The following is a 22,568-nucleotide window of genomic DNA, read 5'->3' on the forward strand; positions in this document are numbered from 1 at the left end:
TTTCCTGAAACGATAGTAAACGACGGTTAATCGGTAACAGCATGTAAAGCACGTAAAACCGGTGCACGGCCGCCCTAAGCGGCGCTGGCTAGCACAGGTGATGCGGTAGAATTGCTGCGCAGGCATAAAAGCTTGAAACCGAGTTTAGCGATTTATTTGACGCATGGCCTGATTTATTAGCTTATTGATGCAAAAACCAGAAGAGGAGACTGTGACAGGCGAGGGGCCTTTGGCCGCGCGCTGGCACCGGCTGCGTGCCGCCTATCGCATCTGCAACCTGGCCAGCCATCACGTGCTGGGCTTCACGCTGAAGCTGTTCCTGCTGCTGTATTTCGCCTTCGCCATCCTGTTCCTGACGCTGCGTTACGTGGTGCTGCCGAATATCGACCACTACAAGGGCGATATCGAGCGCCTGGCCAGCGGCGCCGTCGGCAACCGCGTCACCATCGCCCGCATCTACGCTTCCTGGACCGGCCTGCGCCCCAACCTGTTCCTGGGCGACGTGGTGCTGCACGACCAGCAGGGCCAGCAGGCGCTGACCTTGCCCAGCGTGTCGGCCACCCTGTCGTGGTGGAGCGTGCTGGCCGGCGCGGTGCGCTTCGAATCGCTGGAACTGGTGCGCCCCGAGCTCGACGTGCGGCGCCAAGCCGACGGCCGTCTGCTGGTGGCCGGCATCTACATCGATCCGCGCAAGCCGAGCGACGGCCGCGGCGCCGACTGGCTGTTGTCGCAGCGCGAGATCGTCATCCGCGAGGGCCGCCTGCAATGGACCGACCTGCAGCGCAACGCGCCGCCGCTCGCGCTGGACGGCGTCAGCATCCTGCTGCGCAACCAGTGGCTGCATCACCAACTGGCGCTGAAGGCGACGCCGCCGGCCACGCTGGCCGCGCCGCTCGACGTGCGCGCCGACTTCAGCCATCCCGCCTTCGGCGCGCGGGTGTCCAACCTGTCGATGTGGAAGGGCGAGCTGTACGCCGACGTGCGCGGCACCGACCTGCTGGCGTGGAAGCCCTGGCTGGACTTCCCGTTCGAGCTCAACAGTGGCGGCGGTTCGCTGCGCGCCTGGGTCGGCATCGAGCAGTCGCGCGTGACCGGCTTTACCGCCGATGTCGGCCTGCGCGATGTTTCCGCCGTGCTCGGCAAGGAGCTGCCGCTGCTGGACCTGCGCCAGCTCAGCGGCCGCATCGCCGCCCGCGAAGAAATGCCCGCCAACGCGCCGCTGGTCAAAAAGGGCGCGGTCCGGCCGCGCTTCGGCGCGCTCGGCCACAGCGTCGAGCTGAGCAACCTGACCCTGACCACCAGCGACGGCCTGTTGATGGCGCCGACCTCGCTGTCCGAACACTACAGCGCCGCCAGCGGCGCCAAGCCGGAGCGCTATGAAATCCGCGCCCGCCAGCTGGACCTGCAAACCATGGCCGGCCTGGCCGAGCGCCTGCCGCTGAACGAGCACCAGCGCAAGCTGCTGGCCGACTTCGCGCCGCGCGGCCTGCTGCAGAACTTTTCCGCCGAATGGCAGGGCGCGTATCCGGCCTTGCAGTCCTACCGCGTCAAGGGAGACCTGGCCGGGCTGGGCCTGAAGCCGCAGCCGCCGCGCCTGGCGCAAGCGAAGACCGCCAAGTCGCCGGCCAGCGCCGCCTTGCCGGCCATCCCCGGCTTCGACAACCTGAGCGGCGCGATCGACGCCACCGACAAGGGCGGCAGCTTCAGCCTGGCCTCGACCCAGCTGGTGCTGCAGATGCCGGACTACTTCAGCGAAGCGGCGATGCCGTTCGACCGCCTGAACCTGAAGGCGCGCTGGTCGTTCGAACCGGACAACCAGCTGCTGTTCCAGATCGACAGCATGGACTTCCTGCAAAACGGCCTGAGCGGCACGCTGCAGGGCTCGCACAAGATGCCGCTGGGCGGCAAGGGCGCCGGCCAGGTCGACCTGACCGGCACGCTGAACGGCTTCCAGTTGAACCGCATCGACAACTACCTGCCGCTGCAGACCCCGCACGACCTGCGCGCCTGGCTGACCGGCGCGCTCGAAGACGGCGTTGCCAGCGAGGTCACGCTGCGCCTGCGCGGCGACCTGGCACACTTCCCCTTCCACGGCGACAGCGGCGCCGACAAGGCGCGCGGCGAGTTCCGCGTGGCCGGCAAGCTGAGCGAAGGCAAGCTCAATTATTCCCCTAGCCACTTGCTGCACGAGGGCAAGGAGCTGGGCAAGGACGGCAAGCCGCTGCCGCTGTGGCCGCAGGCCGAGCACATCAAGGGCAGCTTCGTGTTCGACCGCGCCCGCATGGAAATCCGCGGCGACACCGCCACCACCGCCGGCGTCGCGCTGTCCGGCGTGAAGGCGGTGATCCCCGACCTGACGATCCACGATGCGATGCTGGAAATCGACGGCAACGCCGCCGGGCCCATGCAGGAATTCCTCAAGTACATGAGCATCAGCCCGGTGCTGGAATGGATCTCGCACTTCACCGACGAAACCCAGGCCAGCGGCAACGCCAAGCTGGCGCTGAGCCTGCGCCTGCCGCTGTCGCACCTGATCGACGCCAAGGTACAGGGCGCGCTGCAGCTGGCCAACAACGACATCACGCTGATGAACGACCTGCCGCCGGTGCAGGCGTCGCAGGGCAAGATCGAGTTCAACGAGCACGGCGTCAACCTGAACCAGCTGTCGGGCAACTTCCTCGGCGGACCGGTCGGCATCACCGGCGGCAGCCAGAAGGACAACGCCATCGTCGTCAAGCTGGCCGGCGCGATGACGGCCGACGGTTTCCGCAAGACCTATCCGATGCCGGCCATGCAGCGCCTGGCCGGCCATTTCTCGGGCGGCACGCGCTACACCGGCACCGTCACGGCGCGCGACCACCAGGTGGTGGTGGCGGTGGACTCCACGCTCAGCGGCCTCGGCATCGAACTGCCGGCGCCGGTCAGGAAGGCCGCGCCGGATGCGCTGCCGGTGCGCTTCGTGCTCAGCAGTGCGCTGACGCCGGACGCCGCCGGCGCCGTGCATGACGATATGCGCATCACGCTCGGCAACAATATCAACGCGCGCTACCAGCGCCAGAAGCTCGGCAAGACGCCGTGGAAGCTGGTGCGCGGCGGCATCGGCGTCAACGCGCCGGCGCCGGAGCCGGACAGCGGCATGTCCTTCAACGTCAGCCTGCGCGCGCTCAACGTCGACGCCTGGCTGGATTTCGGCAGCGAGATCGCCGGCAAGGCCGAACCATCTACCGGGGCCGACGGCGCCGACGTCGCCCAATACGTGATGCCCGACACCATCGCCGCGCGCGCCAGCGAACTGGTGATCGGCGACCGCAAGCTGGACAACGTGGTGGTCGGCGTCAGCCGCCAGAAATCGGTGTGGCAGGCCAGCGTCGATTCCAGCCAGGCCAACGGCTACCTGACCTGGAGCGAACCGTCCACCGGCCAGGGCCTGGGCAAGGTGACGGCGCGCCTGTCCTCGCTGGTGATCCCGGAATCGGCGTCAAAGGATGTGCAGGATCTGCTGGACGGCAAGAGCGCGGCCGCCACCATCCCGGCGCTGGACGTGGTGGTCGAGCGCTTCGAACTGTTCAACAAGCAGTTGGGCCGGCTGGAACTGCAGGCCAGCAACGCGCAGCTGCCGAACGCGCGCGAATGGCGGATCGGCAAGCTGTCGCTGGCCAATCCGGACGGCGAGCTCAAGGGCACCGGCAAATGGGTGACCAAGGATGGCGTCCACACCACCAGCCTGAACTTCAACCTCGACATCGCCGACGCCGGCAAGTTGCTGGACCGCTTCGGCTTCGTCGGCACGCTGCGCAACGGCAAGGGCACGCTCAACGGCGACATCGCCTGGAAGGGCCTGCCGTATTCGCTGGACTTGCCCAGCCTGTCCGGCGACATCAAGCTCAACGTGGAAAAAGGCCAGTTCCTGAAGCAGGACCCGGGCGCCGCCAAGCTGCTCGGCGTGCTCAGCCTGCAAGCCCTGCCGCGCCTGCTCAAGCTGGATTTCCACGACGTCTTCTCGGAAGGCCTGGCCTTCGACGGCATCACCGCCGACGCCGCCATCAACCACGGCATCGCCAAGACCGACAACCTGAAGATGCACGGCGTGGCCGCCACCGTGCTGATGGACGGCACCGCCGACATCGCCAACGAAACCACCAACCTGCATGTGGTGGTGATACCGGAAGTGAATCTGGGCACGGCGCCGCTGGTGTACGCGCTGGCCGTCAACCCGGTGATCGGCCTGGGCAGTTTCCTGGCGCAGCTGTTCCTCAGCGCGCCGGTGATGAAGGCCTTGACCTATCATATGCAGGTCACCGGGCCGTGGAAGGCGCCGGTGGTGACCAAGCTCGACGCATCCAAAGTGGAACCGCCGCCCGCCGCCAAGGGCATGCACTAAATTGAACGGGACAGCCATGCACACAGTCGCCGCAGTACAAATGATTTCCTCGCCGTCCGTGACGGACAATATCGCCACCGCGCGCCGCCTGGTCCACCAGGCCGCCGAGGCCGGCGCCACCCTGGTGCTGCTGCCGGAATACTGGGCCATCATGGGCCTGCAGGACAGCGACAAGGTCGCCGTCGCCGAGCCGCTGGGGCAGGGGCCTATCCAGGACTTCATGTCGGCGCTGGCGCGCGAGCTGGAGATCTGGCTGATCGGCGGCACCTTGCCGCTGGCGTCCGATGATCCGGAAAAAGTCATCAACACCACGCTGGTCTACAACCCGCAGGGCGAGCACGTGGGCCGCTACGACAAGATCCACCTGTTCGGCTTCAGCAAGGGCACCGAGTCCTACGACGAAGCCAAGACCATCGTGCCGGGCCGGCATGTCGGCGTGTTCGAGGCGCCGTTCGGCAAGGTCGGCATGTCGGTCTGCTACGACCTGCGCTTCCCCGAGCTGTACCGCGCGATGGGGCCGGTGGCGCTGATCGTCGTGCCGGCCGCGTTCACCTACACCACCGGCCATGCGCACTGGGAAATCCTGCTGCGCGCGCGCGCCATCGAAAACCAGTGCTATGTGCTGGCGGCGGCGCAGGGCGGCAGCCATCCGAACGGCCGCCGCACCTGGGGCCACAGCATGCTGATCGACCCGTGGGGCGCGGTCAAGGCCGTGCTGGCCGAGGGCGAGGGCGTGGTCCACGGCGACATCGACCTGATGTTCATGGACAGCGTGCGCCAGAGCCTGCCGGCGCTCAAGCACCGGACTATGTGAACTCCGCTACAATTGCACCACACTACTAGAAGACACCATCATGAAGCCATTTGAACCGAATCTGTCCACCCTTGCCGTGGCGCGCGACATCCTGCTGACGCCGTTCGGGCTGGACGAAGCCAAGCTGCTCAAGACGCTGGGCTCGATGTTCACCCACAAGGTCGACTACGCCGACCTGTATTTCCAGTTCACCAAGAACGAAGGCTGGAGCCTGGAAGAGGGCATCGTCAAGACCGGCAGTTTCTCGATCGACCAGGGCGTCGGCGTGCGCGCCGTCTCGGGCGACAAGACCGCCTTCGCCTATTCGGACGATATCTCGGAAGCGGCCCTGATGGATGCTGCCTCGGCCACGCGCACCATCGCCCGCGCCGGCGCCGGCAAGATCAAGGTCGCCGGCGCGATGACGCCGACCGGCGGCCGCTCGCTGTATCTGCCCAACGATCCGCTGGCCTCGCTGGACGCGACCGCCAAGGTCAAGCTGCTCGAGCGCGTCGAGAAGATGGCGCGCGCCAAGGACCCGCGCGTGGTGCAGGTGATGGCCAGCCTGGCCGGCGAATACGACGTGGTGCTGGTGGTGCGCAGCGACGGCGTGCTGGCGGCCGACATCCGCCCGCTGGTGCGGGTGTCGCTGACGGTGATCGTCGAGCAGAACGGCCGGCGCGAGATGGGCTCGTCCGGCGGCGGCGGCCGCTACGACTACGGCTACTTCAGCGACGCCCTGCTGGAAGAATACGCGGCCGAGGCCGTCAAGTCGGCGGTGGTCAACCTGGACGCGCGTCCGGCGCCGGCCGGCCCGATGACCGTCGTGCTGGGACCGGGCTGGCCCGGCATCCTGCTGCACGAGGCGATCGGCCACGGCCTCGAGGGCGACTTCAACCGCAAGGGTTCGTCGACCTTCTCCGGCATGATCGGCCAGCGCGTCGCCGCCAAGGGCGTGACGGTGGTGGACGACGGCACCCTGGCCGACCGCCGCGGCTCGCTCAACATCGACGATGAGGGCAACCCGACCCAGTGCACCACGCTGATCGAGGACGGCATCCTGAAGGGCTACATCCAGGACACCATGAACGCGCGCCTGATGAAGATGCCGGTGACCGGCAACGCCCGCCGCGAATCGTTCGCCCACCTGCCGATGCCGCGCATGACCAACACCTACATGCTGGGCGGCGACAAGGACCCGGCGGAAATCCTGGCCTCGGTCAAGAACGGCCTGTACGCGGTCAACTTCGGCGGCGGCCAGGTCGACATCACCAACGGCAAGTTCGTGTTCTCGGCCAGCGAGGCCTACATGATCGAAGACGGCAAGGTGACCTACCCGGTCAAGGGCGCCACGCTGATCGGCAACGGTCCGGAAGTGCTGAACCGCGTCTCCATGATCGGCAACGACATGCGCCTCGATCCGGGCGTGGGCGTGTGCGGCAAGGAAGGCCAGAGCGTGCCGGTGGGCGTCGGCCAGCCGACCCTGCGCATCGACGGCGTGACCGTCGGCGGCACGGCGTAAGGCGGGGAGTGGCATTAGCTTATAGCCATAAACTACTTGCCAAGCCGTCGGCAATAGCGTTATAGTCAATCCAATACTTACGGAACATCATCATGACCCGCTTCTTCTTTACCACCTACTTTTACTTTAGCGATTCCAACCTCGAGGCGGTGGAGTAGCGGCCGGTACACGTAGAAGCAAAGACGAGTTCCTGCAAATTCCTAAAAAACCGCCTCCCGAGGCGGTTTTTTTTTACCCTGACTTTTAGAAGATTCATTACCTGGAGAACAGCATGCCCCGTACCGATGATTTGCGCATCCGCGAAATGAAGGAATTGACGCCGCCATCCCATCTGATCCGCGAATTCGCGTGCACCGAAAACGCCGAGCAGACCGCGGCCGACGCCCGCATCGCGCTGCACCGCATCCTGCACGGCCAGGACGACCGCCTGATGGTGGTGGTCGGCCCGTGCTCGATCCACGATCCCAAGGCGGCGATGGAATATGCGCGCCGCCTGGTGGTGCTGCGCCGCGAACTGGCGGGCGACCTCGAGATCGTGATGCGCGTCTACTTCGAAAAACCGCGCACCACGGTCGGCTGGAAGGGCATGATCAACGACCCCTACATGGACAGCAGCTTCCGCATCAACGACGGCCTGCGCATGGCGCGCGAGCTGCTGCGCGACATCAATGAGCTGGGCTTGCCGGCCGGCACCGAGTACCTGGACGTGATCAGCCCGCAATACATCGCCGACCTGATCAGCTGGGGCGCGATCGGCGCCCGCACCACCGAGTCGCAGGTGCACCGCGAGCTCGCTTCCGGCCTGTCGTGCCCGGTCGGCTTCAAGAACGGCACCGACGGCAACGTCAAGATCGCGGTCGAGGCGATCAAGGCCGCCTCGCAGCCGCACCATTTCCTGTCGGTGACCAAGGGCGGCCACTCGGCCATCGTGTCGACCAACGGCAACGAGGACTGCCACATCATCCTGCGCGGCGGCAAGACCCCGAACTACGACGCTGCCAGCGTCGACGAAGCCTGCAAGGCGATCGCGGCCCAGGGCCTGGCGGCGCGCCTGATGATAGACGCCTCGCACGCCAACAGTTCGAAGAAACCGGAGAACCAGGTGCCGGTGTGCGCCGACATCGGCCGCCAGGTGGCCGGCGGCGACAACCGCATCGTCGGCGTGATGGTCGAATCGCACCTGGTGGCGGGCCGCCAGGATCTGGTGCCGGGCAAGGAATTGACCTACGGCCAGTCCGTCACCGACGGCTGCATCGACTGGGATAGCAGCGTGCAAGTGCTGCACGGCCTGGCCGCCGCCGTGCGCCAGCGCCGCCTCGCCACCCAGGCGGCGGAGGCCGCGTCCAAGTAACAAAACGTCGCACCGTTACACTCTAGATACAAAGGGACCCAATGGCTATATGGGTCCCTTTGTTTTTGTGGAACGCTATCAATAGTGTTGTAAGAACCACGAATGTGACACGAGTTCGATTGACCTTGACTTCCTCGCATGTTTTTATATAAAGCATGGGTGGTGTCGTCGAACACCTTCCTACGTTTATTCACCTGTCCGGTTTTTCAGAGCGACCTGTTGCCAGTGCGGCAGCGGGCGTCGGACGGGTGTATCCAAAAATAATAGCGGAGGTAAGTCATGATTCAAGAAACAATGCTGTCGCGTTCCTTGCGGTTGATGTTTTCGGGCGGCGCCATTGCCGGCCTGGGGTGGCTGGCGCTGCCGGCCATCGCGCAGGACAGCGCGGCCGACAGGCAACCCATGCAACGGGTCGAGATCACCGGCTCGGCGATCAAGCGCATCGCCAAGGAGGGCGCGCTGCCGGTGCAGGTGCTGACCAGCGCCGACATCAAGCAGAGCGGCGCCACCTCCGCGACCGACCTGATCCAGATGCTGCCGTCGATGCAGGGCTTTGTGCCGGCGTCCAGTTCGGTCAACGGTGGCGGCGCCGGCGTCACCACGGCGGCGCTGCACTCGCTGCCGTCGAAGTACACGCTGGTGCTGCTGGACGGCCAGCGCGTGGCGCCCAGCCTGCTCGGCACCGGCCAGGGCGGCGGCTACGCCGTCAACATCGAGAGCATTCCGCTGGAGGCGGTGGAGCGGGTCGAGATCCTCGGCGACGGCGCCTCCGCGCTGTACGGCTCGGACGCGATCGCCGGCGTGGTCAACTTCATCCTCAAAAAGAATCTGACCAAGGGCGAGGCCTACGCCACCTATGGCCAGCCGCGCAAGTCCGGCGGGCGCTGGTCCAGCGCCGGCCTGACCAAGGGCTGGGGCGATCTCGACACCGACAAATTCAACATCCTGTTTTCCTACAGCCACGACGAGCAGCAGCGCCTGACGGCCTTGCAGCGCCCCTTCTCGGCGCCGGGCGCCTTCTTCAAGTTCGGCAGCGGCGGCCAGCAGTACTGGTTCGACCAGCGCACCGGCAATACCGAACCGGCCAACATCACCTTCAATGTGCGCCCGCGCGGCTCGGCCGACTCGGTCGAGACCAGCGGCGTGGCGATCAATCCCTACCTGGCCGCCAAGGGCAATTGCGGCGGCCCGCTGGCCGGCCCGCTGGGCACGCAGTGCCGCTTCAACTACGGCGCCACCGTCGAGGATGTGCCCGGCTCGCGGCGCGACAGCGGCCTGCTGAAAGGCACCTGGCAGTTGAACCAAGACACCCAGCTGTGGGGCGAACTGGTGCTGTCGAGCTATTCGATGACCGCGCAGTACGCGCCGTCGGCGCAGCCGATGGGCGTCAATTCCACCGACCGCTTCCCGCAGCTGTACCAGCGCTACATCCAGCCCTACCTGGACGCCAACAACCTGGAGAACCCGACCGGCGACGGCACGCTGGGCTACCGCTCGGTGCTGATCGGCGGCCGCGCCGACGAGTACATCACCGACGCCCGCCACTTCGCGGTCGGCGTCGACGGCAACGCCTGGGGCTGGAACTACAACGCCAGCCTGATCCTGTCGGAAAACAAGATCAAGGACAACGCCGCCGGCGGCTACTCGGACTTCGACAAGCTCAACGCGCTGGTGGCGTCGGGCGTCTACGATCCGGTGATGGGCAGCGGCGCCGACCAGCTGCGCGGCGCGCTGGTCAACGGCACCACCTTCTCGACCAACACCTCCAAGCTCAACACCTTGCACGCGGGCGCGCAGCACGACCTGTTCAGCCTGCCGGGCGGCAGCTCCATCATCTCGCTGGGCGGCGACTATTCCAAGACGCATTACCAGATCGCCTACCATCCGACCATCCTGGCCAATTCCGGCTACGCCAGCCAGCCGGCGTCGGCCAACTACCCGGTGGGCGGCACCTACGGCCAGGTGCCGTTCGACGCCCGCCGCGACAACTGGGGCATCTACAGCGAGGTGCTGCTGCCGCTGGCGAAGACGTTTGAGGCCACCGTCTCCGGCCGCTACGACAGCTACGACAAGACCCACAGCGACTTCATCTTCGCCAAGCTGGCCGACGCCAGCGGCCTGCGGCCGCAGCTGGCCTCCGGCGAGGTGGGCAACTCCTTCAGCGCCGGCACCTACAAGGTCAGCGCCCGCTGGACCCCGGTCGAGACGCTGCTGCTGCGCGCCGCCTACGGCACCGGCTTCAAGACGCCCAACATCAGCGACATCGCCGGCGCGCCGACCTATTCCGGCAGCACCGCCGGCAGCTACGCCTGCCCGTTCCCCGGCTCGCCCGGCTGCCTGGTCGGCCAGGCGCAATACGACCTGCTGATCGGCCCGAACGGCGCCAGCGGCAGCGAGGGTTTGCAGCCGGAGAAATCCAAGCAGTGGACCCTGGGCGGGCGCATCGAGGCGCTGCGCGGCCTGTCGCTGGGACTGGATTTGTGGAATGTGCAGATCCGCAACCAGGTGCTGTCGGCCGGCATTCCGGAGCAGGTCGGTTTCGCCAATCCGCAGCAGTACCAGCGCCTGTTCGTCAATCCCTATCCTGATCCGGCCGGCTACACCACGATCGGCTACCTGCAGGCGCCGATCAACGGCGGCGTGGCCAATTACCGCGGCGTCGACTGGGACTTCAGCTACCGCAACAAGTCGCCGTTCGGCGACTGGAAGGCGGCCTGGACCGGCACGTATATGATCAAGCAGAACTACACCACCCAGGCCGGCGGCGACATCAATTCCGACCTGGGCCGCTTCGGCCCGGACAATGCGGTGGTGTTCCGTGTGCAAAGCAACCTGGCGCTGAGCCTGACCAACGGCAAGCTGACCAACAGCCTGACGGCGCATTACAAGTCGGGCTACCACGACCAGGCTTATCCGGTGGACACGGCCATCTTCGCCGTCAACCCGGACGGCAGCGTGGGCGACTCGGTGGCTTTCGGCGGCTTGTGGACGCCGTCGTACACCACGGTCGACTGGCAGGGCAAGTATGACTTCGGCCGCTTCACGCTGACCGGCGGCATCAAGAACCTGTTCGACCGCAATCCACCGCTGACCTTGCAGAACGCCGGCGGCGGCAACCAGTTGGGCTACGACGGCCGCTACACCGATCCGGCCGGACGCTCGTTCTACCTGACCGGCAACTACACGTTCTGACAAAAAAAAGCCCCCGGCTCAGGCCGGGGGCTCACTTGGGAAAGTACGATCAGAACTTGTACGAAGCGTTGACGTAGAAGGTACGGCCCAGCGGGTCGGTGTAGCGACCGTCGTAGCCGACCTGGTTGCCGCCGCCGGAGTTACGCACCGACAGTGGCGGGTCCTGGTCCAGCAGGTTTTTGATGCCGGCGGTCAGGGTCAGGTTCTTGATGTAGTTGGCTTTGACCTGATAATCCACGGTGGTGTACGACTTGACGTCGCGCACCAGGGCCGTCACGGCGCCGATGCTGCCGTCGGCGTTGATCACGCGCACGGCCTGGTCGTCTTCCGTGATCGGCTTGTCATGGTAGCCGGAACGGTAGTTGACGGTCAGCGAGTTGGTCAGCTTCTCCGAGGTCTTCAGCGCGAACACCATTTTCGACACCACGCGGAACACCACGTCGTCGTAGGAGTTGAAGCGGCCGATGCTCTTCTCGGTGCCAACCAGCGGCACTTCCTGCTCCGCTTTCAGCATATAGGTACCGGTCCAGTTCACGCTGGCCTTGCCGATCGGCGTGGCGGCGCGGAAGGTGGTGTCCCAGTCCAGACCCTGGAAGTGCGAGGTAGCCAGGTTCAACGGTTTGCGGACCGCCACCAGCACATTGCTCTTCTGGATAGGATCGGCGTACACGGCGATGTACTGGTTCAGTTCAGCCTTGGTGTACAGCTGGTCCTGCGAGTAGGTGCGGATCTGGTTCTTCAGCTTGACGTCCCACAGGTCCAGGCCGAACGAGATCATGCTGGTCGGCTCCAGGCGGAAGCCCAGCGTCGCCTGCTTGGATTCCTCCGCCTTCAGCGCGCCGTCGCCGGTGGCCGGGTTGCCGACGTCCAGCAGCGCGTATTCCGACGAACCCGGACGGCAGTAGACCGCGCGCGGATCAGGCGCGTGGACCGGGCATGGGAAGGAGTTCGAGGAGCCGGCGTTCTTCAGCGGGTCGGCGATGTTGTTCATCGTCGGCGCCTTGAAGCCGGTGCCGTAGGAGCTGCGCAGCAGCAGTTGCGAGGTCGGGGTGTAGCGTACCGACAGCTTGTAGGTGGCCTTGGCCACGTCTTCGCCAATCTTGCCCGAAGGCGAAGCCTTGCCGTTCGAATCGTAGCTGACGTTCTTCTTGTCGACGGCGGAGTAGCTGTCGTAACGCACGGCGGTGGTCGCCTCCAGGTTCTTGGCGATCGGCAGCAGCAGCTCGCCGAACGCGCCCCAGTTGGTGCGGCTGGCGTCGAGCGCCTGGGCGCCGGTGCCGCCGCCGATTTCCACATCGGTCCAGCCCGGATTGCCGGGGCCTGGGCCCATGGCGATCTTCGACGGCGTGTCCTGGTAGGTTTGCTTGGTGAAGTCCGCGCCCACGCCCAGCGAGGCGGCGCCGCCCGGCAGTTCGAACACTTCACGCGAGGCGTGCGCGCCGATCACGTCGAGCTTGGACTTGATCTCGTCGAGCTGCTGGTGCAGCACGGCCGGGGCCAGCACGGCGGCGGCGCCGCTGGTGGAGACGAAGGGATTGTAGGCGCCGGTGCGCACCAGCTCCTCGAACTTGTCGCCGCTCATGTAGCCGGCCAGCGCCTGGTCGGTCTGCTTGTTCTGCGAATGGGTGAAGGACGCGCCCACATCCCAGCCGGCGTACGCGCTGTCGATGCCCAGCACGAAGTGGGCGGCGTCGGTGCGGTACTCATCGGTACGGCCGCCGGCGTCGGCGCCGCGGTAGAACCACAGCGCGTCGGTGAGCTCGGCAGGGTTGATGCCCTTGCCGGCCAGCAGTGGCACGATGCTCTTGTTGTAGGCGCCGATGTAGTTCTGGTTGGTGGTCTTGACGTTGGTGACCGGGTCGGTGCTGAACACCGTCAGCGGCTGGGCGGCCGGCGCGTAGCGCGCGGTGCTGGCGAACTTCGACAGCACCAGTTCGCTGAACACGGTGGTCTCTTTGTTCAGGCGCAGTTTGCCCGAGGCGAACACGCTGTCGCGCTTGAGCTCAGGCAGCAGCTGCACGGTGGCCGGGTAGTCGAAACGGCAGGCGCCGTTGCGCGCGAAGGTGTTGGCCTGGGTGCAGGAACCCTTGTTCAGCAAGTCGGTGTTGAGTACCTCGTCCAGGTCGGTCTTCGAGTTCAGCACTTCAACGTTGGCCGGGGTCGAGTTGATACTGGTTTGCCAGGTGGCGTACTGCTTGCCGTTTTCGGTGAAGCGGCGCGCGCCGGTCTTGGAGAACTCGCGCTGGCGCGAGTTCAGTTCCTTCTGCTCGTCGTGGCTGTAGGCCAGCAGCACGTTGTAGCCGTCGGTCTCGAGGTCGCCGAAGCCCTTGGTGATGGAGATGTTGCCGCTCTTGCCGCCCGATTTCTGCGGGGCGTCGAAGTTGCCTTCGATGGTCAGGTCCTGGACGTTCTTTTTCAGGATGAAGTTGACCACGCCGGCGATCGCGTCCGAGCCGTACAAGGTCGAGGCGCCGTCGGTCAGGATCTCGACGCGTTCGACGGCCGACAGCGGAATGCTGGCCAGGTTGACCGCGCTGCCGGTGCCGTAAGGCGCCATGCGGCGGCCGTTCAGCAGCACCAGCGTGTATTGGGTGCCGATGGCGTGGATCGACGCGGTCTGGATGCCGTTGCCGCCGCCGTTGACCGAGGTCGAGGAGGTAATGAAGCCCTGCATCGACGGCAGTTGCGCGACCAGGTCGGCCACGTTGTTGGCGCCGCTTTGATCGATGTCGGCGCGGGTCAGCGTCTGCACCGGCAGCGAACCTTCCTTGGCGATACGTTTGATCGACGAACCCGTGATCTCGACCCGGGCCACATTGTTGACGTCGCTCGTTTGCGCGAGCGCCGCATGCATGCCCAAGGCCAGGCCGCCGGCGCACATCAGACGCACCGACCGCGCCAATACTGTTTCAACCATCATTATCTTGCTCTCCCATGTAAAAACGATGAACACCCAAGTGTCTTTAGTTTCTTGTGAAAAGAACCATTTGTTCTTCACTTCTTCATCAGAGCATCTGCCCGTATTTACTGTCAATGTTGCAAACATTTATGAATGGGCAAAAAAACGCCGGAGACGGTCTAGACAACTGCACCCTATTTCAGCGCAGAAAAGCGCTCTAATTTGGTGCAGATGGCACGCTTGGTAATAAAACATTGTTTATTTTGTAAAAAGAAGGGAAAGTACGGCGCTGGCTTAGCGGGGATGCAACAAGTTGGTGCGGGCGCGCGGCCGTATATTTGCTTGCAGAATGATACAGAGCGTTACATTAACGCCACAGTTGTCGCCGCCCAGAACGCAAAAAGCCCCGTCTTCCGAAAAAGACGGGGCTGCAAGGCCGTCGGCGTGGCGCCGACGGCCTGGGGCTTAGAACTTGTACGCCGCGGTCAGGTAGAAAGTGCGGCCCAACGGATCGGCGTAGCGGCCGTCGTAGCCCACCTGGTTGCCGCCGCCCGAGTTACGCACCGAGAACGGTGGGTCCTGGTCCAGCAGGTTTTTGATGCCGGCGGTCAGGGTCAGGTTCTTGATGTAGTTGGCCTTGATCTGGTAGTCCACGGTGGTGTACGCCTTGACGTCGCGTTCCATCGCAGCCACGCCGCCGATGCTGCCGTCGTCTTTGACCACGCGCACCGCTGCGTCATCCGCGGTCAGCACTTTGTCGTGGTAGCCGGAGCGGTAGTTGACGGTCAGCGAGTTGCTCAGCTTGTCGGACGTTTTCAGCGCGAACACCACTTTCGAAATCACACGGAACACCACGTCGTCATAGGAGTCGAAGCGGCCGATCGATTTTTCCGTGCCGACGCCAGGCACATCCTGCTCAGCCTTGAGCATGTAGGTACCGGTCCAGTTCACGCTGGCCTTGCCGATCGGCGTGGCGGCGCGGAAGGTGCTGTCCCAGTCCAGGCCGCGGAAGTGCGAGGAGGCCAGGTTCAGCGGCTTGCGGACCGCCACCAGCACATTGCTCTTCTGGATAGGATCGGCATACACCGTGATGTACTGGTTGGCCAGCACCGGATTGGTGAACAGCTGATCTTGCGAGAAGGTGCGGATCTGGTTCTTCAGCTTGACGTCCCACATGTCCACGCCGAACGAGATCATGCTGCTAGGCTCCAGGCGGAAGCCGAGCGTGGCTTGCTTGGATTCTTCCGCTTTCAGCGCGCCGGCGCCGGTGGACGGGTTGCCGCTGTCGAGCAGGCCGTATTCCGACGAGCCCGGACGGCAGTAGACGGAGCGCGGATCGGTGGTGGCCTTGATCGGGCAAGGGAAGGCGTTCGACGAGCCGGCGTTCTTCAGCGGGTCGGCGATGTTGTTCATGGTCGGCGCCTTGAAGCCGGTGCCGTAGGAGCTGCGCAGCAGCAGCGCCTGGGTCGGGGTGTAGCGCACGGCCAGCTTGTAGGTGGCCTTGGCCACGTCTTCGCCGACCTTGCCCGCCGGCGAAGCGTTGCCGACAGTGTCGTAGCTGACGTTCTTCTTGTCGACTGCGGCGTAGCTGTCGTAGCGCACGGCGGTGGTCGCTTCGAGGTTCTTGGCGATCGGCATCAGCAACTCGGCGAAACTACCCCAGTTGTTGCGGCTGGCGTCGAGCGCCTGCGAACCCGTGCCGCCGCCGATTTCCACGTCGGTCCAGCCTGGGTTGCCAGGGCCTGGACCCATGGCGATCTTCGCCGGCGTGTCCTGGTAGGATTGCTTGGTGAAGTCGGCGCCCACGCCCAGCGACGCGGCGCCGCCCGGCAGGTCGAACACTTCACGCGAGGCGTGCGCGCTGACCACGTCGATCTTCGATTTGGTCACGTCCAGGTCCTGGCGCAGCACGGCCGGGGCCAGCAGCGCGGCAGCGCCGCTGGTGGAGACGAAGGGATTGTAGGCGCCGGTGCGGACCAGTTCCTCGAACTTGTCGCCGCTCATGTAGCCGGCCATGGCGCGGTCGGTCTGCTTGTTTTGCGAATGGGTAAAGGCGCCGCCGACATCCCAGCCAGCGTAGGCGCTGTCGATGCCGAGCACGAAGTGGGCGGCGTCGGTGCGGTACTCGTCGGTACGGCCGCCGGCGTCGGCGCCGCGGTAGTACCACAGCGCGTCGGTGACGTCGGCCGAATTGATGCCCTGGCCGGCCAGCAGCGGCACGATGCTCTTGTTGTAGGCACCGATGTAGCTGTTGTTGGTGGTTTTCACACCCGACACCGGATCGGTGCTGAACACCGTCAGCGGCTGGGCGGCCGGCGCGTAGCGCGCGGTGTTGGTGAACTTCGACAGCACCAGTTCGCTGAACACGGTGGTCTCTTTGCCGACGCGCAGCTTGCCCGATGCGAACACGCTGTCGCGCTTGAGCTCAGGCAGCAGCTGGACCGTGGACGCGTAGTCGAAACGGCAGGCGCCGCTGCGCGAGAAGGTGTGCGGCTGGGTGCACGAACCTTTGTTCAGCAGGTCGGTGTTGAGCACGACGTCGTCGTTGGCGGTCACCACTTCGACGTTGGCCGGGGTCGAGTTGATACTGGTTTGCCAGGTCGCGTACTGCTTGCCGTTGTTGGTGAATTTATGCACGCCGGAGTTGGCGAAATCGCGCTGGCTGGCGTTCAGTTCCTTCTGCTCGTCGTGGCTATAGGCCAGCAGCACGTTGTAGCCGTCGGTCTCGAGGTCGCCGAAACCTTTGGTGATGGCGATGTTGGTGCTCTTGCCGCCCGATTTCTGCGGCGCGTTGACGGTGCCTTCGATGCTCAGGTCCTGGACGTTCTTTTTCAGGATGAAGTTGACCACGCCGGCGATCGCATCCGAGCCGTACAAGGTCGAGGCGCCGTCGGTCAGGATCTCGACGCGCTCGACGGCCGACAGCGGAATGCTGGCCAGGTTGACCGCGCTGCCGGTGCCGTAAGGCGCCATGCGGCGGCCGTTCAGCAGCACCAGCGTGTACTGGGTGCCGATGGCGTGGATGGAGGCAGTCTGTACGCCGCCGCCGCCGCCGTTGACCGAGGTCGACGAGGTGATGAAGCCCTGCATCGACGGCAGTTGCGCGACCAGGTCGGCCACGTTGTTGGCGCCGCTCTGCTCGATATCGGCGCGGGTCAGCGTCTGCACTGGCAGCGAGCCTTCTTTGGCGATACGTTTGATGGACGAACCGGTGATCTCTACGCGGGCGACGTTGTTGGTGTCGGCGGTCTGCGCCACGGCGGCATGCATACCCAAAACCAGGCCGCCGGCGCACATCAGGCGCACAGAGCGGGACAATACAGTTTCAACCATCATTATTTTCTGCTCCCAATTCAAAACGAAGAAACACACATTTGTGATTTGTCTTTTTTATCGGCGCTGCTTTGCCGTTCGAAAAAAACACTGACGTTCTTTTCATCCAGTCATCAGATCACCCGGCGACATTTGCTGTCAACGGACAAACTTTCAAAGCGATATCTCATTATCATTATTTACTCGTTATCAACAATGTGCCAAAAATGCCCTAAAAAGCGCTCTAATTTGGTGCGTCCGGCAAAAAAATGACGTGAAACATTGCATGACAATCAAAAAAGAAACGAATATCTTGCAGGCTCGTCGGTTGGATGCAACAAGTTGGTGCGTGGCAATCCCGTGAACCTGTGTTCATTCTGAAATGCAACGTTACATTTATGCGACAAGACTTGGCTTTTCGGAACCGGCCCTTAGTTAATCGCTATCAAGCCGCCATTTCAGCCACGGAAAATTTGTTGTATTGTTTCGGCACTTACCAGCGGCTTGAGGAAGCGTATGCAGTGCATCAAATTCGCCGCCGCGGTGGCCGCCGCCTGTTGGTGCCTGGCCGCGCCGGCCGCCTTGCCGGAAGTGTCGGCCGACGGCCGCAGCGATCTGATCCGCCTGAAGCCGGGCGTCCACTTCACGCCCGACCCGGCCATCCGGTCGGCACCGGCGTCTACCGGCTGGGCCAGTGGCTGCGCGGCAGCCGTGCTCGAAGAAAACCCCGGCCACCGCGCCGACGACGCACATATCGTGCGCCAGATGAAGGGCGAGAAGATCCTGCAGATCGGCCGCATCGAGATCAGCATCCAGCTGGAGGACCAGTCGCGCTGGCTGTCCTTCACCAGCGGCGAGGCCGACCTGTTCTGGCTGGACGGCCCGCTGTCACCCAAGGGCCTGGTCGACGGCAAGCTGCGGCCGGAGCTGGCCGCGCGCGGCATCCAGCTGTCGCGCATCGTCGATCCGGTGCTGACCTATTACTACTGGAATATGCGCGACCCGGCGCTGGCCAACCAGCTGCTGGACCGCTACGGCACCTACCAGTGGATGGCCGACTATCCGGACGGCGACAACTTCATGCAGCTGTTCTACGGCAAGAACATCAACCAGAACAACAACGGCTGCTACCAGGACGCCCGGTTCGACCAGTGGTACGAGGCCAGCCACCGCATGCCGCCCGGACCGCAGCGCGACGCGCTGTACCGCAAGATGGCGCGGCTGCTGGAAGTGCAGGCGGCGGCCATGCCGGCCTATTCGCGCTACCGCAGCATGCTGGCGCAACCGTCCGTGCTGGGGTATAAGAAGCATCCCATCCTGCACCAGGAATGGAAGTACATCGATATCGAGCGCAAGGACCAGGAATGATTGCTTATGTTGTGCGCCGCCTGTGGCAGATGCTGCCGACCATGCTGGGCGTGGTGCTGCTGGTGTTCGCGCTGTTCAACTGGGTGGGCGGCGATCCGGCTTTCATCCTGGCCGGCAAGATGGCCAACGCCGAGAGCATCGCCAACATCCGCCACCAGCTCGGCGTCGATGAGCCGGCCTATGTGCAGCTGTGGATCTTCATCAAGCAGATCGCCACCTTTGACTTCGGCCTGAGCTGGGCGACGGGCGAGCCGGTGTCCCACATCATCGCCACGCGGCTGGGGCCGTCGCTGACGGTGCTGCTGCCGCTGACCATACTGGAGACCTTGCTGGGCATCGCGCTGGCGCTGACGGTGGGCTTCGTGCGCGGCTCGCTGACCGACCTCGCGGTGATGATCGCCTGCACCGTCGGCATGTCGATCAGCATCCTGGTGTACATCATCGTGTTCCAGTACGGCCTGGCTTACAAGCTGGGCCTGTTCCCTGTGCAGGGCTGGGGTGTGAGCTTCTGGGAAAACCTGCTGCGCTACGCCACCTTGCCCATCCTGATCGGGCTGGCCGTGTCGATCGCGCCGACCTTGCGGCTGTACCGCAGCTTCGTGCTGGACGAGGTGGGCCAGGACTACGTGCGCACCGCGCGCGCCAAGGGTCTGAGCGAGCGCCGCGTGATGTGGGTGCACGTGCTGCGCAACGCGGCCATTCCCATCATCACCCACGTGATGGCCAACCTGCCGGCGCTGCTGATCGGCGCCTTCCTGCTGGAGCGTTTCTTCGGCATTCCCGGCATCGGCCGCGAGGTGATCCTGGCGGTCGAGCGCAGCGACTTCCCGGTGATCAAGGCGATCACCGTCTATGTGGCGGCGGCCACCATGCTGTTCAACCTGTTGACGGACTTGATGTACCAGGCGGTCGATCCGCGGGTGCAGCTGACATGACGGCCGTCGTGCATCACGTCTCGCCCGGATTGTGGCGGCTGGCCTGGCGGCGCCTGTGCGCGGACCGTGTGGCCATGGTGTCGCTGGCCGTGGTCGCGGTTTTCCTGCTGATGCTGGTGCTGTCGGCCGGCGGCTTGATCGCGGCGGACTGGGAGGACGAGGTCGGCGTCAATTATGCGCCGCCGGGCTTTGTCGGCGCCATGCCGGCGGCGCCGCTGGCGCCGGTCCAGGCGGCGCAAGCCTTGCCCGACAATCCCTTCGATCCGCTGGCCGACGACATCCGCGCCTTGCGCGCGCAACTGGCGGGCGAGGGCGCGCCCGACATGTACGGCGTGGCCGATCCGCTGGCCGACGATCTGGCGCAGCTGCGCGGGCGGGCGGGAGCTGTCGCCGCAAGCCCTGCTGGCGCTGGCCGTCTGGCGACGCTGCCGTTCGGCGGCGACAAATGGGGCCACGACATCATCAAGAAAACCATCAAGGGCGGCGAGACCTCGATCGTGGTCGGCCTGGTGGCGGCCTTGCTGGCGGTGGGGCTGGGCACGCTGTTCGGTGCCTTGTCCGGCTACTTCGGCGGCGTGGTGGACGATATCTTCAACTGGTTCTACAGCATCTTCACCGCCATCCCGTCGGTGCTGATGATACTGGCCGTGGCCGCCGTCTTGCAGCAGAAGGGCGTGCTGACCATCGTGCTGATCCTCGGCCTGACCGGCTGGACCGGCCCGTACCGCCTGATCCGCGCCGAGTACATCAAGCACAAGGCGCGCGAATACGTGCTGGCCGCCGACGCCATCGGCGCCTCGCACTGGCGCAGGATGTTCACCCACATCTTCCCCAACGTCAGCCATGTGGCGCTGGTGCAGATGTCGATCCTGGTGGTGGGCTTCATCAAGGCCGAGGTCATCCTCAGTTTCCTCGGTTTTGGCGTGCCGGTCGGCGTGGTGTCCTGGGGCAGCATGCTCAACGAGGCGCAGAACGAACTGATACTCGGCCGCTGGTGGCAGCTGAGCGCCGCCGCCATCGCCATGGCGCTGCTGGTGACAGCCTTCTCGCTGTTCACCGACGCGCTGCGCGACGCCCTCGATCCCAAGGTGAAATGATGAGCGATAACTACCTGCTGGAGATCGTCGACCTGCGCATCGCCTTCCGCGTCGACCGCCGCACCACGGTGGAGGCGGTCAGGGGCGTGTCGTTCCGGGTCCCGCGCAACGCCACGGTCGCGCTGGTGGGCGAATCTGGCAGCGGCAAGTCGGTCAGCTCGCTCGCGGTGATGGGCCTGCTGCCGCCGGACACCACCGTCATCGATCCTGCCAGCCGCATCCGCTTCGACGGCCGCGACCTGCTGGCCTTGTCCGCCGATGAGCGCCGCGCCCTGTGCGGCAAGGACATCGCGATGATCTTCCAGGAGCCGATGTCGTCGCTGAATCCGGTCTTCACGGTCGGCGCGCAGATCGTCGAGGTGCTGCGCCTGCACATGGGCATGAGCGCGCCCCAGGCCCGCCGCCGCACGCTGGAATTGCTGGATGAAGTCGGCATCCCCGATCCGGCCGTCAAGATCGACGCCTACCCGAACCAGATGTCCGGCGGCCAGCAGCAGCGGGTGATGATCGCCATGGCCATCGCCTGCGAACCCAAGCTGCTGATCGCCGACGAGCCGACCACCGCTCTGGACGTGACGATCCAGAAGCAGATCATGGAGCTGCTGGCGCGTCTGCAAAAACGCCATGCGATGGCGGTGCTGTTCATCACCCACGACCTGGGGCTGGTGGCGGAAATCGCCGACCACGTGGTCGTCATGCGCCACGGCGAGGTGCGCGAAGCCGGCCCCGCGCAGGACGTGCTGGAGCGGCCGCAGGACAGCTACACCAAGGCGCTGCTGCACTGCCGTCCATCGCTGGACGCGCGGCCATGGCATCTGCCGGTGATCGCCGACTACCTCGCCGAAGGGCAGGGCGTGACGCCATTGCACCCGCTGCATCCGCTGGAACGCCAGCGCGGCTACCGTCCGGACGACCAGCCGGTGCTGGTGGTGAACAATCTGAGCAAGAGCTTCTATCTGCGCCAAGGCTGGTTCGGCAAGCGCGAGTTCCAGGCCGTGAAGGATGTGTCGTTCACGCTGGCGCGCGGCAAGACCCTGGGCGTGGTGGGGGAATCCGGTTCCGGCAAGACCACCGTCGGCCTGACCTTGTTGCGGCTGCACCAGGCCACCGGCGGCAGCGCCATGTTCGACGGCCGCGATCTGCTGGCGATGACCGCGCGCGAATTCCAGGCATACAAGCGCCGCATCCAGATCATCTTCCAGAACCCGTATGCGTCGCTGAACCCGCGCTTCACGGTGGGGCAGATTCTGCTGGAGCCGATGCGCATCCACCGCATCGGCGCCGACGACCGCGAGCGCACCGCCATCGCCCATGGGCTATTGGAAAAGGTCGGGCTGCCCGCATCTGCCTTCCAGCGTTACCCGCACGAGTTTTCCGGCGGCCAGCGGCAGCGCATCGCCATCGCGCGCTGCCTGACGATGAAGCCGGAGATCCTGGTGTGCGACGAGTCGGTGTCCGCGCTGGACGTGTCGGTGCAGGCGCAGGTGCTGAACCTGTTGCAGGATTTGCAGGACGAGTTCGGCCTGTCCTACATCTTCATCTCGCACGACCTGTCGGTGGTGAAATACATCGCCGACCAGGTGATGGTGATGCACCAGGGCGCAGTGGTGGAAATGGCCGATTCGGACCAGTTGTACCGCGACCCCACGCACCCCTACACGCGGGCGCTGCTGGCGGCGATCCCGCGGCACGGTTAAGCGCTTTTTAAGATAAGATAT

Annotated in this window: 11 protein-coding genes; 9 read left to right on the top strand and 2 right to left on the bottom strand. The window is 64.9% G+C overall.

The features are described from left to right. Positions 1–187: 187 nt before the first annotated feature. The 5 genes from AC07OK_RS15795 to AC07OK_RS15815 all read left to right on the top strand — a co-directional run bounded on the left by AC07OK_RS15795 (position 188) and on the right by AC07OK_RS15815 (position 11,239). Positions 188–4,381, top strand: a complete 4,194-nt coding sequence (locus AC07OK_RS15795; RefSeq protein WP_494691209.1) for a YhdP family protein — start codon at positions 188–190, stop codon at positions 4,379–4,381. Between the two features lie 16 nt (positions 4,382–4,397). Beyond that, positions 4,398–5,195: a carbon-nitrogen hydrolase family protein gene (locus AC07OK_RS15800; protein ID WP_494691210.1), complete on the top strand. Its 798-nt coding sequence runs from the start codon at positions 4,398–4,400 to the stop codon at positions 5,193–5,195. Between the two features lie 40 nt (positions 5,196–5,235). Beyond that, the gene (tldD, locus tag AC07OK_RS15805; protein ID WP_494691211.1) at positions 5,236–6,696 is read left to right on the top strand and encodes a metalloprotease TldD; all 1,461 of its coding nucleotides are present in this window, start codon (positions 5,236–5,238) and stop codon (positions 6,694–6,696) included. Positions 6,697–6,967: 271 nt separating this feature from the next. Continuing rightward, a complete protein-coding gene (gene aroG, locus AC07OK_RS15810; protein WP_494691212.1) occupies positions 6,968–8,047 on the top strand; it encodes a 3-deoxy-7-phosphoheptulonate synthase AroG in 1,080 nt (359 codons plus the stop codon). 279 nt (positions 8,048–8,326) lie between these two features. Further along, positions 8,327–11,239 carry a TonB-dependent receptor domain-containing protein gene (locus AC07OK_RS15815; RefSeq protein WP_494691213.1) on the top strand — a complete coding sequence of 971 codons (2,913 nt, stop codon included), beginning with the start codon at positions 8,327–8,329 and terminating at the stop codon, positions 11,237–11,239. A 49-nt stretch (positions 11,240–11,288) separates the two neighbouring features. On the opposite strand, the gene AC07OK_RS15820 is transcribed toward AC07OK_RS15815, so the two are convergent. Then, on the bottom strand, positions 11,289–14,159 hold the full coding sequence (locus tag AC07OK_RS15820; RefSeq protein WP_494691214.1) for a TonB-dependent receptor domain-containing protein: 2,871 nt from the start codon (positions 14,157–14,159) through the stop codon (positions 11,289–11,291). Positions 14,160–14,603: 444 nt separating this feature from the next. Next, a complete protein-coding gene (locus AC07OK_RS15825; RefSeq protein ID WP_494691215.1) occupies positions 14,604–17,474 on the bottom strand; it encodes a TonB-dependent receptor domain-containing protein in 2,871 nt (956 codons plus the stop codon). A gap of 492 nt (positions 17,475–17,966) precedes the next feature. On the opposite strand from AC07OK_RS15825, the gene AC07OK_RS15830 reads away from it, so the two are divergent. From AC07OK_RS15830 to AC07OK_RS15845, 4 genes are read left to right on the top strand one after another with little or no spacing between them, the layout of a single operon-like run. After that, entirely contained in the window at positions 17,967–18,818 is an 852-nt protein-coding gene (locus AC07OK_RS15830) for a periplasmic substrate-binding domain-containing protein (protein ID WP_494691216.1), read from the top strand. Next, positions 18,815–19,753, top strand: coding sequence for an ABC transporter permease (locus tag AC07OK_RS15835; RefSeq protein ID WP_494691217.1), 939 nt, complete (start codon positions 18,815–18,817; stop codon positions 19,751–19,753). The genes AC07OK_RS15830 and AC07OK_RS15835 overlap by 4 nt, the downstream gene beginning before the upstream one ends. Beyond that, the gene (locus tag AC07OK_RS15840) at positions 19,750–20,850 is read left to right on the top strand and encodes an ABC transporter permease (protein ID WP_494691218.1); all 1,101 of its coding nucleotides are present in this window, start codon (positions 19,750–19,752) and stop codon (positions 20,848–20,850) included. The genes AC07OK_RS15835 and AC07OK_RS15840 overlap by 4 nt, the downstream gene beginning before the upstream one ends. Next, positions 20,850–22,547: an ABC transporter ATP-binding protein gene (locus AC07OK_RS15845; RefSeq protein WP_494691219.1), complete on the top strand. Its 1,698-nt coding sequence runs from the start codon at positions 20,850–20,852 to the stop codon at positions 22,545–22,547. Before AC07OK_RS15840 ends, AC07OK_RS15845 begins: the two co-directional genes overlap by 1 nt. The last annotated feature ends 21 nt before the right edge of the window (positions 22,548–22,568 follow it).

The sequence above is a fragment of the Duganella sp. GW821-FHT07G03 genome, from assembly GCF_059418605.1.